This is a genomic window from Gordonia sp. SMJS1 (assembly GCF_029866425.1).
Classification (GTDB): Bacteria; Actinomycetota; Actinomycetes; order Mycobacteriales; family Mycobacteriaceae; genus Gordonia; species Gordonia hongkongensis.
Window position 1 is genome coordinate 760601 of sequence record NZ_CP123381.1, and the last position, 16028, is coordinate 776628.

Sequence of the window (16028 nt, forward strand, 5' to 3'; positions counted from 1 at the left end):
TAACGTCGCCCCCGAGTCGTGTGACCAGGTGAGACGCGCGACCGACACTCAGGCATCTCACCATCATCAGAGGAGACGGATATGGCAGGCATAGTCGAGGGCGGTCTCGCGGGTGCGATCGGAGGCGCGGTCGAGGCGATCATCGGCGGGCTCGGTGACGCGGGTTCGATCGGCGGCGGTTCGCTCGATGGCAGCGATTCGGAGACCTGAATCGACCCGACTCACCACCGGTTCAGCAGTTGATGGCCCCGACGGCATCGGTCAAGCCCCTGGAAGTGGTGTAACTGAATGGTGATCCTTCGTGGGTGGTCAGGCGGGTAGTTGCATCAGGTCATCGGTGCTCACCTCCGTCGGCGAGCTGGTGGCGGGGTCGGTGGTCAGGGTGAGTCGGCAGCGGCTGAGGACTTCGAGACCGAGGTAGCGGCGGCCTTCGGCCCATTCGTCGGTCTGCTCGGCCAGGACGGCGCCGATGAGGCGAACGATGGCATCCCGGTTCGGGAAGATCCCGACCACGTCGGTGCGGCGTCGGATCTCCCGGTTGAGCCGCTCGGTGGGGTTGTTGGACCAGATCTGCCGCCACACATCGTCGGGGAACGCGATAAACGCCAGCAGGTCCTCGCGGGCATCGCCGAGGTGGTCAGCAACCTCGGGCAGTCTGCCTTCGGTGTAGTCCAAGAGCCGGTCGAACTGGGCATTGACAGCCTCGGCGGTGGGCTGGTCGTAGACGCTATGCAGCATCGCCTTCACGGCCGGCCACATCGACTTGGGGCACGCGGCCATGAGGTTTGCGGCGTAGTGGGTGCGACAGCGCTGCCAGGCGGCCCCGGGCAGGTTCGCCGCGATCGCCTCGATCAGCCCGGCGTGGGCATCGGAGGTCACCAGCCGGACTCCGCCCAGGCCACGGGCCACCAGGTCGGCGAAGAAGGTGTTCCACGAGGCCTTCGTCTCGCTGGTGGCGACTTGCATGCCCAGGACCTCGCGGTGGCCGTCACCGTTGACCCCGGTGGCCAGCAGCACCGAGGCTTTGACGACCTGCTTGTTCTCCCGGACCTTGATCGTCAGCGCATCGGCGGTGACGAACGTGAACGGTCCGGCCTCGTCCAGGCGCCGGTGCCGGAACGCCGCGACCTGCTCATCGAGGTCTTCGGCCATGCGGGAGACCTGGGACTTGGACAGCGAGTCGATGCCGAGAGTTTTGACCAGCTTGTCCATCCGGCGGGTGGAGACCCCGGCCAGGTAGCAGTCCGCCACGACGGTGATCAGCGCGGATTCGGCCCGCTTGCGACGCTCGAGCAGCCACTCGGGAAAGTAGGAGCCCGAGCGGAGCTTGGGGATGGCGACGTCGACGGTGCCGACCCGGGTATCCAGGGGCCGGTGGCGATAACCGTTGCGGTAGTTGGTGCGCTCTGACGAGCGGGCGTTCCACTCGGCGCCGCACACGGCGTCGGCGTCCGCGGACAGCAGGGCGTTGATCATGGTCTGCAGCAGCTCGCGCATCAGATCCGGTGACGCGTCGGTCAGGGCTTGGCTAAGCAGGCCTGCAGGGTCGACAATATGGGGTGCGGTCATCGTGATGACTCCGTTCGAGGATTCGGTAGAAGGTTGACTCGAAGGATCACACGGTGGCCGCTCTACATCCGTACACAACACGGAATCGCAGACGATCTCGGCCACCGAGTTACACCACTCTATGGGGCACTACTACGGCATCAACTGCTGAACTGTTTCTGGGCCGAGTCTGTATTTGACGCAGGCGTCCGGACGTTGCATTTTCGATGCATTACACGGGTGATCACATTCGATTTCCGATGATTTCAATTCGGGCAACGTTGCGCTTTCAGCAGGGAAAACGCTGTTTCCGTGGGTCCGATTGTTGCGATATGCGAAAGCTGGTTTCGCTGATAGGGGAGACATTCCCGAAATGAATATGTAACGTCGGCGTCGAGCCGACGCACGGGTGAGAGCGGACGGTGATCAACGAACAATCTCACCGATGACGAAGGGAGCAGATATGTCTGACGCAATCGAGGGTGGCATCTCCGGCGCTATCGAGGAGATCATCGGCAACCTGGTCACCGGTTCGCTCGGTGGCGACGATGGCGGAACCGTCGAGTAGTCGCCTACGACACAGACTTCACACCGCCCCGCGACGCCACGTCGCGGGGCGGTGTGCTGTGTAGGGACCTCAGGTGAAGACGACGGTCTTGCGCCCGTGGACCAGTACGCGGTCCTCGAGATGCCAGCGCAGACCGCGGGAAAGCACCAGGGCCTCGATGTCGCGACCCTGTCGGACCATGTCGGCGACCGAGTCGCTGTGGTCGACGCGGATGACGTCCTGTTCGATGATCGGACCGGCGTCGAGGTCGGCGGTGACGTAGTGGCAGGTGGCGCCGATCAGTTTCACACCGCGCGCGAAGGCCTGATGATAGGGCCGGGCGCCGATGAAGCTGGGCAGGAAGCTGTGGTGGATGTTGATGGCCCGCCCGGCCCACGCATCGCACAGCTGCGGCGGCAGGATCTGCATGAAGCGCGCGAGCACCACGGCGTCGGGGTCATAACCCTCGACGATCCGCCCCAGCTCGCCGAAGGCCTCGGCCTTGCGCTCGCTCGCGAACGGAACATGGTGGAACGGGATACCGAACCGAGTGGCCAGGTCTTCCAGCTCGCGGTGGTTGCCGACGACCGCCCGGATGGCCGCCGGCAGTTCTCCACGATGTGCACGTCCGAGCAGGTCGATGAGGCAGTGGGTCTCCTTGCTCACCAGGAGGACCACGGACTTCGTCTCTCGCGAATCGGTGAGGCGCCACTCCGTTTCGGGTCCGAGTTCGGCGGCCACCTCCGACGCGAAGCGCGCGCGCAGTTCGTCCGCGGTCGACGACACCGAATCCGCGCGGATGGCCTGGCGGGTGAAGAACCACCCGGTCTCCTCGTCGGAGTGATAGGCCGCCTCGGTGATCCAGCCCCCGACATCGGTGAGGAAGGTCGAGATCCGCGCCACGATGCCGGTGCGGTCGGGGCAGCCGAGCGTCAGCACGTAGCGGCGCTCGGTCTGGTCTGTCGGGATCGTCTGTGCGGGGGCCACGACAGTCAGTGTGCCAAGCTCGTCGGTGTGACGAACAAGGACCTGCGACGCGGCGACGTCGCCGCCATCATCGACCACACCTTGCTCAAACCCGAGGCGACCCGGGCCGACGCGGAGGCCACGGTCGCCGAGGCCGCACGACTCGGGGTGCTCGCCGTCTGCCTCTCGCCGTCGATGTTGCCGATCGACACCGGGGAACTGCGGACCTGTGTCGTGGCCGGGTTCCCGTCAGGGAAACACCACTCGCTGGTCAAGGCGGCCGAGGCGCGTCTGGCCGTCGACTCCGGGGCCGACGAGATCGACATGGTGATCGATGTGGGTGCGGCCGTCGACGGCCGGTTCGACGAGGTGTTCGCCGACGTCCTGACCGTCCGGGAGGCCGTCGGCGACGACACCCTCCTGAAGGTGATCATCGAATCGGCCGCGCTGCTGCAGTTCGCCGGGCCTGACACCGTCACCGAGGTGTGCCGCCGCGCCGAGCGGGCCGGTGCGTCGATGGTGAAGACGTCGACCGGGTTCCATCCGGCGGGCGGCGCGAGCGTCGAGGCGGTGCAACTGATGCGCGCCGCGGTGAGCGACCGGGTGGGAGTCAAGGCGAGCGGTGGCATCCGGACCGCCGAGGCGGCCGCTGAGCTCATCGCCGGGGGGGCGACCCGGCTCGGGCTGTCCGCGTCGGCCGCCGTGCTCGACGGATTCCCCGAGTAGGCGGCCGGCCGCGGATCTGCGGACCGGCATCGGTCACGCCAGGGCGGAGACCTTGGCGTCGAGGTCGGCCATGACCAGGCTGGCGTTGACCGCGGCACCGGCGGACACGCCCTCGCCCATGGCGACGGTCACCATCGCATGCACGGTGGTGGTGTTGCCCACTGCCCACACGCCCGGCAACGCGGTCTCGCCCATCGGGCCGGTCCCGACCAACCCGCCCATCGGGCCGTCGTCGAGGGTGCCGCCGAGTCGCTCGTAGAGGTCGCCGCGGACGATGAATCGCGGCGAGACGACCACCGCGTCGGCCTCGACCACGGTGCCGTCGGTCAGGAGCACGCCGTCGAGGTGGGCAGAACCGTTCTCCGCGCGCGTCCGGACGCGCTCGACGCGGGCGTCGACGATGTCGATGCCGACCGCGGCGAAGTGCGACCGGTCGTCGTCCGACAGGGCGTCGGGATCGTGCGCGACCACGGTCACCCGGTCGCTGAGCTGGCGGAACATCAGTGCCTGATGCGCCGACATCGGGCTCGTCGCGATCTGCACGATGCGTGTTCCGCGGACCTCGTAGCCGTGGCAGTACGGGCAGTGCAGCACATCGTGTCCCCACAACTCCGCGACGCCGGGGAGGTCGGGGAGTTCGTCGACCAGGCCGGTCGCCAGGATGAGGCGACGGGCCGCGACGACCTCGCCGGAGGACAGACGCAGGGTGAAGTCGTCGACGGTGCCGGCCGCGTCGGCGACTGTGCCGGAACGGATCTCGGCGCCGTATCCCGTCGCCTCCGCCCGGCCGCGGGCGAGTAGCTCCAGGGGTGCGATCCCGTCCTGCCCCAGCACATTGTGGGCGCCGGCCGCCGGTGCGTTGCGCGGTTGCCCCGCGTCGATGACCACGACCTTGCGCAGTGATCGCGCGAGGACGGTCGCGGCGCTGAGTCCGGCAGCTCCGCCGCCGACGATGGCCACGTCGTATTCGGTTGTGGGGAAATCTTTTCGGGCGGATGAGGAGTTGGTCATCGTTGCTCGCTCTCGGGGGTGGGAATGGGGGAGGTGCGCGGCCGGGCGATCCAGAGGAGTCGTCCGGCGGCGAGGGTCAGGTCATCGAGACGATTCCGCGCGTCTGCCTCGGTCAAGTCGTCGAGCAGGGCGAGGTCGGCGGGATCGAGGGTGTCGGCCAAGCGATGCCGGAACTGGGCGAACCAGTGCCGGGCGTACCGCGCGACCGACTGGCTCGGGTCGCTGCGCCGGACGTGGACGGTCTCCGCGCGGAGTACCTCGTAGTCGACGTCGTGAAACGCGTCGGTCCAGTCCACGAGCGCCTCCCACCCGGCCCCGGCGGCCGCGGTCTGGCAGCGGTCCTGCAGCCCGAGCAGTTCGGCGTCCTCGTGGGCGGGGACGAAACGCGGGACGCCCGCCATCTCGGTGATCACGACGATGCCCTCCGGTCCGAGCGAGGTCGCGGCCTCCCGCAACAGGCGCCGCGGATCGGCGACGTGATGCAGCGACATCGCCGCCCACACGACGTCGGGCGTTCCGAGCGGCGGCAGTCCGTCGTCGAGATCGGCGACGACGGCGGTCACCCGATCGTCGAAACCGCCCTCCCGTGCGCGTCGTTCGACGAGCGCGACCATGTCGGACGACCCGTCCACCGCCAGGATCGAGGCGTGCGGGAAGCGGCGGGCGAGTGCCTCGGTGCCGGTCCCGGTCCCCGCCCCGAGATCGGCGATTCGCGCGGGTACGCGCCCCAGGGTCTCCGCGACGAGGCGGGCGGCGTCCTCGAGGTAGTCGGCCATGAGCTCGGCGTCGAGGTCGAGGACCGCGGCGAGCCGGGCGTGGTTGTGGTGGTCGGTGTGGTTCGCGTGCTCGTGATGTCCGGCGGTCGGATGGGGATGGTGCGTGCTGGTCATGACCCCACGGTAGCGCCGCCATGCCCGGATGGCATAGCATCTTGCCAATGACGCAAGAACTCGACGCGGTCGTCCGCCAGCGCATCCGCGGCCTCCGCATCGCCAGGGGCTGGACGCTCGACGCGCTCGCCGCCCGGTGCTATCTGTCGCCGTCCACACTGAGTCGGATCGAGACCGGGCATCGGCGGGTGGCGCTCGACCAGCTCGTACCGATCGCCCGCGCGCTGGGCACGACCCTGGATCAGCTGGTCGAACCGGCGGACGACACCGATGTCGTGATCCGGCCCCAGCCACACGAGGTGGAGGGCATGACGATGTGGCTGCTCTCGCGGGAGAACGCCCCACAGGGTGTCACCGTGGCGAAGATGCGGTTCGACCGCGAGCAACCCGTCGGTGACCTGCGCGTCCATCCGGGCTACGAATGGTTCACGGTGCTGTCGGGAACCGTGAGGCTGTGGCTGGGCGACCGCACGATCCTCGTGCCCGAAGGTGACGCCGCGGAGTTCTCGACGATGATCCCGCACGCCATCTGCGCGTATCAGGGCCCGGCGGAGGTGCTGTCGATGATGGACCACGCCGGCGAGCGCGCGCACCTGCCGTCCGTGCGAACCGGACGCGCGGCCCGCGACGACGACGCCCCGGACGCCTGACCACCTGCCCCGCGGCCGCACACCACCGATGCGAGGCGGCGCATCGGTACTGTTGTTGCGGTGATGACTCCCCAGACCTCGGTGAACCGACGCTCCGTGCTCGCCGCGGCCGGGGTCGGAGCGCTCGGGGTCGCGGTGGCGGCCTGCTCCGGCTCCGGCCTCGGCCCCGGAGACGACACACCGGCCGACCCGCCGGTCACCCTGACTTTCACCCCGGCCCTCGATGCCGAGCCGGCCACCCCGACCGCCGAGTTCTCGGTCAAGGCGACCGACGGTTCCCTCAACCCCGACGTGAAGCTGACCAACCCGCGCGGCGTCGTGGTGAAGGGTCAGTTGTCGGAGGACCGGACGACCTACACGATCGGCGAGCCCCTCGGTTACGGCACCGAATACACCTGGAGCGGAACGGCGGTGGGTCTCGATCGCAAGGTCGTGCCGGTCGCCGGGACGTTCACCACGCTGCAGCCGTCGAGTCAGGTGAACGTCGTCGTCAACATCGGCGACGGTCAGGAGGTCGGCATCGCGGCGCCGATCATCCTGAAGTTCAACGGGACGGTCGAGGACAAGGAGGCCGTGGAGCGGGCGCTGACCGTCACCACCACACCACCCACCGAGGGGTCGTGGGCGTGGCTCGGCGAGGACAACGGCTCCCGCGTGCACTGGCGCCCCCGCGAGTACTACGCACCCGGCACGAAGGTCAGCATGGCAGCCAAGCTGTACGGCCTCGACCACGGCGGCGGCGCGTACGGCGCGGCCGACGTGACCAGCGACTTCGCCATCGGGCGGGCCCAGGTGGTGAAGGCCGAGGAGTCCTCGCACCGGATCGTGGTGCTCCGCGACGGTGTCGAACTCATGGCGCTGCCGTGCAGCTACGGCGGCGGCGACCTCGACCGGAACGTCACGCGCTCGGGCATCCACGTGGTCACCGAGAAGTACGAAGAGTTCTTCATGAGCAACCCGGCCGCGGGTTACTTCAACATCCGCGAACGCTGGGCCGTGCGGATCTCCAACAACGGCGAGTTCATCCACGCGAACCCGGCGACCGTGAACGTGCAGGGATCGGCGAACGTCACCAACGGATGCATCAACCTGTCGGAGGCCGACGCCGAACGCTACTTCCGGGTCGCGGTCTACGGCGACCCGGTGGAGGTGACCGGGACGCGGATCGCGTTGTCGGAGGCCGACGGCGACATCTACGACTGGATCTACGACTGGGAGACCTGGCAGGGCATGTCGGCCATCAAGGGCGAGGTCCGCGAGACCTCGGTCCCGGCCACGCCCAGCGGGGCGCCCACCTCGAACGCCCCGGCCCCGCGCTAGCCGTTAGCCGGTCTTGATGTTCCGCCGGGCCGAGGCCTGATCGCGCGGCTTGAGGATGATCTGGTCCAGGTTGACGTGCGGCGGCCGGGACGCGACGAACCCGATGACCTCGGCCACGTCCTCGGCGACGAGCGGTGTCAGGCCCTCGTAGACCTTGTCGGCGCGTTCCTGGTCGCCCTCGAAGCGGACGAGGGAGAAGTCGGTCTCGACCATGCCCGGCGCGATCTCGGTGAGCCGGACCGGCTTCCCGAGGAGTTCATAGCGCAGGGTCCGGTGGGTGACACCCTGCGCATGCTTCGCCGAGGTGTACCCGGCGCCGTTGTCGTAGGCCTCGAACGCCGCGATCGAGGTGACGGAGACGATCAGGCCGTCACCCGAGGCGATGAGTGCGGGGAGCAACGCCTTGGTGACCCGCAGGCTCCCCAGCACGTTGGTCTCCCACATCCAGCGCCAGTCGTCGAGGTCGGCGGTCGACACCGGGTCGAGACCCTTGGCGCCACCGGCGTTGTTCACCAGCACGTGCACCGTGTCGAGGCCGTCGACGAAGGCGGCCACGGACTGCTCGTCGGTGACGTCGAGTTGCCTTCCGGTGCCGCCGATCTCGTCGGCGAGCGCGGTCACCCGATCGACCCGGCGCGCCCCCAGCACCACGTGGAAGCCCTGCGAGGCGAGCTGCCGCGCGGTGGCCGCGCCGATCCCCGAACTCGCGCCGGTGACCACGGCGATCGGTCGGTTGTCCTTCGACTGGGAGGCGGTGTCGGTGCTCATGGGCTCAACCTTACGGACCGCGCTGCTACATTCGTCGCATGCGTGGGGGAGTGATCCCGGCGGCGCTGCAACTGACCTCCACCCCGGCGGCGGCGGTACTGCACGCGATCCGGGTCGGCGGACCGGTGACGCGGGATCAGCTCGCCGCGACGACGGGTCTGTCGCCGGCCACCATCAACCGTCAGGTGCACGCGCTGGCCGCTCACGGTCTGGTCGTCGAACGCCCCGATCTCGCCGGGCCGAAAGCGATTGGCCGGCCCAAGAATCCGCTGACCATCGACCGCGACTCGCTGTGCGTCGCGGGTATGCACATCGGCGCCCGCCGGACCGTGCTCGTCATCGCCGACCTCGGCGGCCGCACACTGCACAGTCACGCCGTGCTGACGCCGACCGGCGATCAGGAGGACGCGCTCGCGCACCTCAGCGGACTGCTCGCCGAACTCGCCGCCCGGTTCAGCGGGCGGCGGGTGCTGTGGGGAGGTGTCGCGGTCGGTGGCGCGGTCGACGCCGAGACCGGGGTGGTGAACCACCGGGTCCTGGGCTGGCATCAACTCGCCGTGGGCGCAACACTTGCCGGGCGCCTCGACACGCCGGTGTCGGTCTGTGAGCACGTCGAGGCGATGGCGGCCGCCGAGTTGCTCCTGTCGCATCCGCGCGACGACGGGGGCTCCGGGCTGTTCTTCTACGCCCGCGAAACGGCCGGGATGGCAATGACTCTCGACGGCCGCGTGCACGTACCGGAGCGTGGCGCGGGCACCATCGCGCACCTGCCGGTCACGGCTCCGGTGCTCGCCCCCGGTCTCACCCGGGTCCGGTTGCAGAACGTCATCGGCAACGACGCCGCGGAGGCCGCGGCGCGTCGGCTGAGGATCAGCCCCACGGCCGCCCGGATCGCCGACGAGCGGGCCCGCGTGCTCGGCGAATCGGTCGCGCTCATCCGGGATGTGATCAACCCCGATGCCATCGTCGTGGCCGGTGATGCCTTCGCCGCACACCCGCACGGGCTCGCGCCGGTGCAGGCGGCCTTCGACGAGGCGACCACCCTGACCTGGCCGCTGGAGATCGCGCCGTCGAGATTCGGTGTGCGCGTGCAGGAGAGCGCAGCGGTCGTGGTGGCGCTCAGCGTCATCTACGCGGATCCGATCGCGGCGATGGCGACGCTGTAGACAGGCCGTCGGCCCGCCTGCCGCTGCCGTCCGCGCCGGTATCCCCTACGGTGTGTCCATGACGCTGCCCCGCGATGTATCCGCACGGCTCGAGCTGCGGGTCGACGACCCCACCGAACTGGAGATGCAGATCACCGTCGCCCGACTGCCCGGCCTCCAGTTGGAAGAAGAACTCGAGGTCGAATTCGACGGCCAGTCGGTGACGCCCGAGGAGATCATCGGGCCGCACGGTTCCCGGATCCATCGGCTGCAGCTCGAGCGGGGTGTCCTGAACATCGACTACTGGGCGTCGGTCCTCACCCCGGCCGATCCGCTGCCCGTCGACATCACCGACCGCTCGACCTATCTGCGCCCGAGTCGATATGCCGAGTGCGACAAGTTCTTCGGCTTCGCCGCGGGACAGTTCGACGCGTCGCTGCCCGACGGGGAGATCCTGAACCAGGTCGCCGCATACGTCTCGGACCGCCTCAGCTACATCCCCGGGACTTCCGACCCCATCGACGGCGCCGCCGACACCCTGCTGGCCGGTGCCGGGGTCTGCCGCGACTACGCACACCTCGTCGTCGCGCTGCTGCGGGCGCTGAACATCCCGGCCCGCCTCGTCGCGGTGTACGCCCCGGGATGTTCGCCGATGGATTTCCACGCCGTCGCCGAGGCGATCGTCGACGGTGAGTGGGTGGTGGTCGACGCGACCGGGCTGGCCCCACGTCAGAGCCTGGTGCGGATCTCGACCGGCCGCGATGCCGCCGACACCGCGTTCCTCGACAACCATCGCGGATCGATCAACCTCAACTCCTACGAGGTGACGGCGACGGTGCGCGGCGAGCTTCCGATCGACGACGGGAATGCGCGCGTCCGGATAGGGTGAGCGCGTGCATGCGCTCACCTGTCCGGTCTGCAATGCGTTGTCGGGCTTCGATCGTCAGACCTGCCCGAACTGTGCGACGACCGTGGGCGTGCACCTGCCGTCGCGGTCGCTGTACGCGGTCGGCGAGGAGGGGGTCGAGATCGACGGTGCCGGCGCCGGGAGCGGAGCGAGCGGGCCGAAGAAGCAATTGTGGGTGTGGTGTGCGAATCGGGATCGGACGCACTGCAACTGGCTGACGCTCGCCGAGGTCACCGAGGACAGCATCGGCCTGAGGGGTCGGTGTCTCCCCGAGTCGCTGATCCGGCGTCAGCCCGACGCCGAGGACACCATCGCGCTCGAGAAGCTCGCGCCGGCATCGTTCGACCTGCGGCTGCTGGTGTACCAACTCGTCGATCTGGGTCTGCCGGTGGAGCCGTTCTGGCGCACCGAGGGCGGCCTGGCCTTCGACCTGTTGTCGAGTCAGACCCTCGGCCGGCCGGTGATGATCGGGCACGCGGGCGGGGTGGTGACCATCGACCTCGCCGAGACCCAGGACGCCTATCGGGAGCGCCTCCGGGTCGACCTCGGCGAGCAGTACCGCACCCTGCTGGGTCATTTCCGCCACGAGACCGGGCACTACTACGAACACGTCCTCGTCGAGACCGGCCCGGGCGCGGAACGCTACCTCGACCGGTGTCGGGACCTGTTCGGCGACGAACGCGCGAGCTACGCCGACGCGATCAACCGCCACTATCGGTTCGGGTCACCGGAGAACTGGCGGGAGTCGTACATCTCCGAGTACGCCACGATGCATCCGTGGGAGGACTTCGCGGAGCGCTTCGCGCACTACCTCCACATCACCGGGACCATCGACACCGCCCGGGAATCCGGGCTGAATCTCGACGCGCAGCAGGTCCAGTTCACCATGGACCGTGACATCGTGCCGCTCCGGTCGTACGCCGACAAGCCGATCGAACGGCTGCTCTACGACTGGAAGTGGTTGTCGCTCATGCTGAACCGGGTGAACGTGGCCATGGGACGCCGCCCGCTCTATCCGTTCACCATCCCCGAACCCGTCGTGCGCAAACTCGGCTTCGTGCACGAGGTGATCCGGGAGAGCGCCCGGCGGGCGGTGACGACGGACCCGCTCGTCGTCGCACCCGCCCAGCCGGCCTAGTGGTGCGTCTCGGAAATAGGCGACTGGTCTCCGGCGCTCGATCGGCGCCTGGCTGCGTTGTCGTCGGTCGAGATAGCTCCGCTATCCCTCCCTCCTCCGCCTTGCCAGACCACCGATCGCTCCACCGGATACCGGCCACCTATTTCCAAGACACACCACTAGCGAGCCGAGGCCGTCCGCGCCCGCTGCTCGGCCACGAACGCGAGAACCGTTGCCACATCGTCGGTGTCGGCGATGCGATAGTCGGCGGCGGTGTCACCTTCGCCGACCTTGATGCCGATGTCACCGGTCTGGGGACGCAGGTGCGCGAAGGCCTTCTCATCGGTCACGTCGTCGCCGAGATAGATGACCGCGTCGGCGCCGACGGCCGCGCGCAGGGTGTCGAGGGCGTGGCCCTTGCTGGTCTCGATCACCGCGAGTTCGAGGACGGCCTTGCCCTCGGTGGTGTGCACCCCCGGCCAGGAGGCCGGACCGGTGCGGGCGCGATCGAGCGCGGCGACGGCGTCGGACGCCGACGCGTTGCGCACGTGCAACACCGTGCTCGCCGGTTTGACCTCGACGGTGCTGCCCGGGAATTCCGCGGCGATGGCGCGCAACTCGTCGATCAGGCGGGTCAACAGCGCGCGCGCTTTGTCGGTGACCTCGACCGCGAACCCGGACTCGAACTCACTGCCGTGACTACCTACCAGCACGACCGGGGCGGTGAGGCCGGACAGTTCCGCGAGCACGGCCCGTTCGCGGCCGGACACCACGGCGACGACGGTGTCGGGAAGTGCCGCGGCGGCGACGAGCGCGTCGATCGACGCGGGTTCGGGGACGGCGTCCTCGGGACGCGCGACGATCGGCGAGACACATCCGTCGTAATCGCTGGCCACGAGCAGCACCCCCACGCCGGCGGCCCGGACCAGCGCGTCGGTGAGTTCGGCGGGAATCCCGGTGTGGTTCACTCGGGCTCGTCCACCAGATGAACACCCCGGTTGGGCGACAGTTCGGTGTCGGAGTCGGCGCCGAGGGTGCCGAGGAAGCTCTCCGCCCACTTCGCGACGTCGTGGGCGAGGACCTGCCTGCGCAGCGCGCGCATGCGCCGCCTGCCCTCGTGTTCGCTCTGTTCGACCGCGGCCTCGATCGCGTCCTTGACGCCGTCGAGGTCGTACGGGTTGGCCTGGTACGCCGAGCGCAGTTCGGCTGCCGCGCCGGTGAACTCGCTGAGGACGAGTGCGCCGCCCAGGTCGCCCCGGCAGGCCACGTACTCCTTGGCGACGAGGTTCATGCCGTCGCGCAGGGGCGTGACCAGCATGACGTCGGCCGCGACGAAGAAGGCGACGAGTTCCTCACGCGGCACCGGTCGGTGCAGGTACTGCACCACCGGCTGGCCCACGGTCGCGTGGGTGCCGTTGATGTTCCCGACGAGTTGCTCGATACCGGCGCGCATCTGCTTGTAGCTCTCGACGCGCTCGCGGCTCGGCGTCGCGAGTTGCAGCATCACCGTGTCGGCGGGATCGAGTCGCTTCTCGGCCAGCAACTCGGAGATGGCCTTGAGCCGGACGTCGATGCCCTTGGTGTAGTCGAGCCGGTCGACGCCGAGCATGATCGTCTTCGGATTGCCCAGCTCGCGGCGGATCTCGGCGGCGCGCTCCCGGATCTTGCGGGTCTTGGACAGTGCGTCGAGCTTCCCGGAGTCGATCGAGATGGGGAACGCGCCGACGCGCACGGTGCGGAATCCGACCTGCACCACGCCGAAGCGCGACCGCACCCCAACGGTGCCCTTGCTGGTGGCCTGCCCGGCGAGGCGTCGGGCGAGGAAGAGGAAGTTCTGTGCCCCACCCGGCAGGTGGAAGCCGATGAGATCGGCGCCGAGCAGGCCTTCGACGATCTCGGTCCGCCACGGCATCTGCATGAACAGCTCGACCGGCGGGAACGGGATGTGCAGGAAGAAGCCGATCTTGACGTCGGGCCGCAGCATGCGCAGCATCTTCGGCACCAGTTGGAGCTGGTAGTCCTGCACCCAGACGACGGCCCCCTCGCCCGCGGCTCGCGAGGCCGCCTCGGCGAAGCGCCGGTTCACCTCGACGTAGGTGTTCCACCATTCGCGGTGGTACTCGGGCTTGACGATGACGTCGTGGTAGAGCGGCCACAGGGTGGCGTTGGAGAAGCCCTCGTAGTATTCGGCGATCTCTTGCGCCGACAGCGGGACCGCGTGGATGTCGATGCCCTCGATGTCGGGGTTGTCATCGGAGTCGGGGATGCCCGACCAGCCGACCCAGGCCCCGGTGTTGGCGCGCAGGATCGGCTCGAGCGCGGTCACGAGTCCGCCGGGGCTCTGCTTCCAGTTGACGGTGCCGTCGGGAAGGACCTCTTTGTCGACGGGCAGGCGGTTCGCGACGACCACGAACTCGGCCCCGTCATGGGTGGACCGGTCGGTGCCGGTCACTCCGCCGGTGTCGGGGTTGGTTTCTCCTGCTCGCGGAGCCACCTGCTCAGGCGTTCTCGCCCGGCGCGATCCCCAGCATGGCGAACAGCATCCGGCACTCGTCGGCGTCGGTGGCGTACGCGGCGACGACTCGGCGCGCCGAGTTGGCGGTCTCGTCGGCCACCGGCTCCAGTTCGTCGTCGGTGATGTCGGTCGCGTCGGTGGTCTTCGCGGGCATGTGAGTCCCCTCGTTGTGCGGCATGGTGTGCGGTTCGGTGCGCGGTGACGAGGCGCAGCCGTGCGGTGTCTCGGTCCGTTGCTGACTGGAGCGGCCGTCCGATGACACGCCCGACTCCGCATTCTACCCGGACATCGGTGGTGCTCACGGCCACCCGTCCGGCGTCAGCGTCGTGGCGGTGGCGGCCGCCACCGGTTCGCCCGGGCCCGGCGTGCGGCCGCGTCGGCCTGCCGCGCCTCACGGGCTTCGCGCAGGGCGATCCGGCGGCGGAGACGCCAGTCCGGACGGGGTGGCAGCTGAGGGCGACGCAGCGACCGGGCGACGAACTCGCCCAGCGTGACCCCCGCAGCGAGGGCGCAGCCGATGGCCAGCGCGTTCGCGATCCAGGTGAATCCGTCGAGCGTCTGGTCGCCGAGGATGCCGTAGAGGCCGCGATACACCGCGAGACCGGGCAGCAGCGGGGTGATGCCGGCCACCGCGACGACCAGCGGCGGGGTCAACGCGCGGCGTGCCAGCAGGCCGCCGATCAGTCCGACGAACGCCGCCGCGAGACCGTTGGCGATGACGTCGCCGATGTCGGTGAACGTCGAGGCCGCCGCGACCGCGGTGCCGATGAAACCGCCGAGGAACGCCACGCCGAGGGCGCGCGTCTCGGCGTAGCTGGCCAGCGCGTAGGCGCAGGCGGCGACCGCGCCGGCGACCACCCGGATCGGCAGTTCGACGACCTCGAAGCTGGTGGTCGTGGTGATCGTGGGCAGGAAGATGCCGCCCGCCTCCAGGATTCGGATCGCGACGCCGACACCGGCGATGATGCCGCCGGTCATCAGCAGCAACTCGAAGAACCGGGCGACACCGGTGATCGGTGCGCCGGTGATCGCGTCCTGGACCGAGCCGACGAGGGACAACCCCGAGAGCAACACGACGATGCCGGCCGCGATGACCTGCGACGGCGCGATCTGCACACCGAGTCGTTCGGCCGCGGCGAAGACCAGGGCGGCCGGGACCACCGCGATGAAACCGCCGGTCAGCTGCTGGAAGAAGACCGGTGTCCCGATGCGGTTGAGCCAGCGGTTGACGGTGACCGTCACCACGGTCGTCAGGAAGGCGAGCGCGGCGACGAGGTATTCGCCGCCGAGGAGCACCGCGATGCCCGACGCCATGATCCCCCAGGCGGTCGTGGCCAGCCAGTGCGGATAGGGGTGCGGCGCGGTGATGATCTCGTCGACCATCTGGTGGGCGGTGGACGGGCTGATGAACGAATCGCGGATGCGGCGGACGAGCCGGTCGACCTGCGCGAGCCGGGTGAAGTCCATCGACCGGTAGTAGACCTGCTCCATGGTCGTGATCGGCGGGAGCGTCGCGCCGCGCCGCGCGCTGACGACGATCGTGTTGTAGGTGACATCGACGTCGACGTCCTCGAGGCCGTACACGCCGGCGACGAACTTGATCTGCGTCTGGGTGTCGATGGCCCCGGTGCCCGAGTCGAGCAGCACCGCCCCGATCTTCGTGGCGAGATCGAGGACCTCGGTGATCGCCGCGACGTCGAACGGTTCGATCGGCTTACGTGGCGACACCATGATGCTGCCCGGTTCGATGGTGTCGATCGTCGCCTGCCGGCTGCCGCTGAGCCGACGCAGGACACGGCCGATCTGTTCGCGCACGCAGGCCTCCTCGGGTCGATGGTGGAGTGCTCGCGGGGTAACCGACACCCGGCCGGTGCAACCCTGACAGGAGACTGGATACACCTCGTCCGTCCGGACGACT

General features: G+C 69.1%; 16 protein-coding genes. 7 read left to right on the forward strand and 9 right to left on the reverse strand.

The genetic code is table 11. The features are described 5' to 3' along the window. The first annotated feature begins 81 nt into the window (after window positions 1–81). Window positions 82–210, forward strand: a complete 129-nt coding sequence (locus QAD21_RS03540; protein WP_275892296.1) for a hypothetical protein — start codon at window positions 82–84, stop codon at window positions 208–210. A gap of 99 nt (window positions 211–309) precedes the next feature. On the opposite strand, the gene QAD21_RS03545 is transcribed toward QAD21_RS03540, so the two are convergent. Further along, window positions 310–1569 (reverse strand): IS256 family transposase, encoded by a 1260-nt coding sequence (locus QAD21_RS03545; RefSeq protein WP_096905832.1) that lies wholly within the window; start codon window positions 1567–1569, stop codon window positions 310–312. Between the two features lie 616 nt (window positions 1570–2185). Continuing rightward, window positions 2186–3082 (reverse strand): formyltetrahydrofolate deformylase, encoded by an 897-nt coding sequence (gene purU / locus QAD21_RS03550; RefSeq protein WP_205333407.1) that lies wholly within the window; start codon window positions 3080–3082, stop codon window positions 2186–2188. Between the two features lie 27 nt (window positions 3083–3109). On the opposite strand from purU, the gene deoC reads away from it, so the two are divergent. Continuing rightward, window positions 3110–3787, forward strand: coding sequence for a deoxyribose-phosphate aldolase (gene deoC, locus QAD21_RS03555; RefSeq protein WP_189340044.1), 678 nt, complete (start codon window positions 3110–3112; stop codon window positions 3785–3787). A gap of 33 nt (window positions 3788–3820) precedes the next feature. On the opposite strand, the gene QAD21_RS03560 is transcribed toward deoC, so the two are convergent. Then, the gene (locus QAD21_RS03560) at window positions 3821–4798 is read right to left on the reverse strand and encodes an NAD(P)/FAD-dependent oxidoreductase (protein ID WP_068970371.1); all 978 of its coding nucleotides are present in this window, start codon (window positions 4796–4798) and stop codon (window positions 3821–3823) included. Then, complete coding sequence (locus QAD21_RS03565; protein WP_205333408.1) at window positions 4795–5688, reverse strand: class I SAM-dependent methyltransferase; 894 nt, start codon at window positions 5686–5688, stop codon at window positions 4795–4797. Before QAD21_RS03565 ends, QAD21_RS03560 begins: the two co-directional genes overlap by 4 nt. A 47-nt stretch (window positions 5689–5735) precedes the next feature. Between QAD21_RS03565 and QAD21_RS03570 the strand changes: the two genes are divergently transcribed. Both QAD21_RS03570 and QAD21_RS03575 read left to right on the forward strand, forming a co-directional pair. After that, a complete protein-coding gene (locus QAD21_RS03570) occupies window positions 5736–6338 on the forward strand; it encodes an XRE family transcriptional regulator (RefSeq protein ID WP_058251259.1) in 603 nt (200 codons plus the stop codon). Window positions 6339–6401: 63 nt separating this feature from the next. Continuing rightward, window positions 6402–7658 (forward strand): Ig-like domain-containing protein, encoded by a 1257-nt coding sequence (locus QAD21_RS03575; RefSeq protein ID WP_068972262.1) that lies wholly within the window; start codon window positions 6402–6404, stop codon window positions 7656–7658. Window positions 7659–7661: 3 nt separating this feature from the next. Here QAD21_RS03575 and QAD21_RS03580 read toward each other — a convergent pair whose 3' ends face one another. Continuing rightward, window positions 7662–8426, reverse strand: coding sequence for an SDR family NAD(P)-dependent oxidoreductase (locus tag QAD21_RS03580; protein WP_068972261.1), 765 nt, complete (start codon window positions 8424–8426; stop codon window positions 7662–7664). A gap of 38 nt (window positions 8427–8464) precedes the next feature. On the opposite strand from QAD21_RS03580, the gene QAD21_RS03585 reads away from it, so the two are divergent. From QAD21_RS03585 to QAD21_RS03595, 3 genes are read left to right on the forward strand one after another with little or no spacing between them, the layout of a single operon-like run. Continuing rightward, complete coding sequence (locus QAD21_RS03585) at window positions 8465–9592, forward strand: ROK family transcriptional regulator (RefSeq protein WP_068972260.1); 1128 nt, start codon at window positions 8465–8467, stop codon at window positions 9590–9592. 58 nt (window positions 9593–9650) lie between these two features. After that, window positions 9651–10460, forward strand: coding sequence for a transglutaminase-like domain-containing protein (locus QAD21_RS03590; RefSeq protein ID WP_068972259.1), 810 nt, complete (start codon window positions 9651–9653; stop codon window positions 10458–10460). A 4-nt stretch (window positions 10461–10464) separates the two neighbouring features. Next, the gene (locus QAD21_RS03595) at window positions 10465–11616 is read left to right on the forward strand and encodes a putative zinc-binding metallopeptidase (RefSeq protein WP_068972258.1); all 1152 of its coding nucleotides are present in this window, start codon (window positions 10465–10467) and stop codon (window positions 11614–11616) included. A 158-nt stretch (window positions 11617–11774) separates the two neighbouring features. Here QAD21_RS03595 and otsB read toward each other — a convergent pair whose 3' ends face one another. From otsB to QAD21_RS03615, 4 genes are all read right to left on the reverse strand, one after another. Beyond that, on the reverse strand, window positions 11775–12563 hold the full coding sequence (otsB, locus tag QAD21_RS03600; protein ID WP_068972257.1) for a trehalose-phosphatase: 789 nt from the start codon (window positions 12561–12563) through the stop codon (window positions 11775–11777). Beyond that, window positions 12560–14047 carry a trehalose-6-phosphate synthase gene (locus QAD21_RS03605; RefSeq protein ID WP_068972256.1) on the reverse strand — a complete coding sequence of 496 codons (1488 nt, stop codon included), beginning with the start codon at window positions 14045–14047 and terminating at the stop codon, window positions 12560–12562. The genes otsB and QAD21_RS03605 overlap by 4 nt, the downstream gene beginning before the upstream one ends. 46 nt (window positions 14048–14093) lie before the next feature. After that, window positions 14094–14264 carry a hypothetical protein gene (locus QAD21_RS03610; RefSeq protein WP_165630609.1) on the reverse strand — a complete coding sequence of 57 codons (171 nt, stop codon included), beginning with the start codon at window positions 14262–14264 and terminating at the stop codon, window positions 14094–14096. A gap of 164 nt (window positions 14265–14428) precedes the next feature. Continuing rightward, the gene (locus QAD21_RS03615; protein WP_068972255.1) at window positions 14429–15925 is read right to left on the reverse strand and encodes a threonine/serine exporter family protein; all 1497 of its coding nucleotides are present in this window, start codon (window positions 15923–15925) and stop codon (window positions 14429–14431) included. Window positions 15926–16028: the final 103 nt, after the last annotated feature.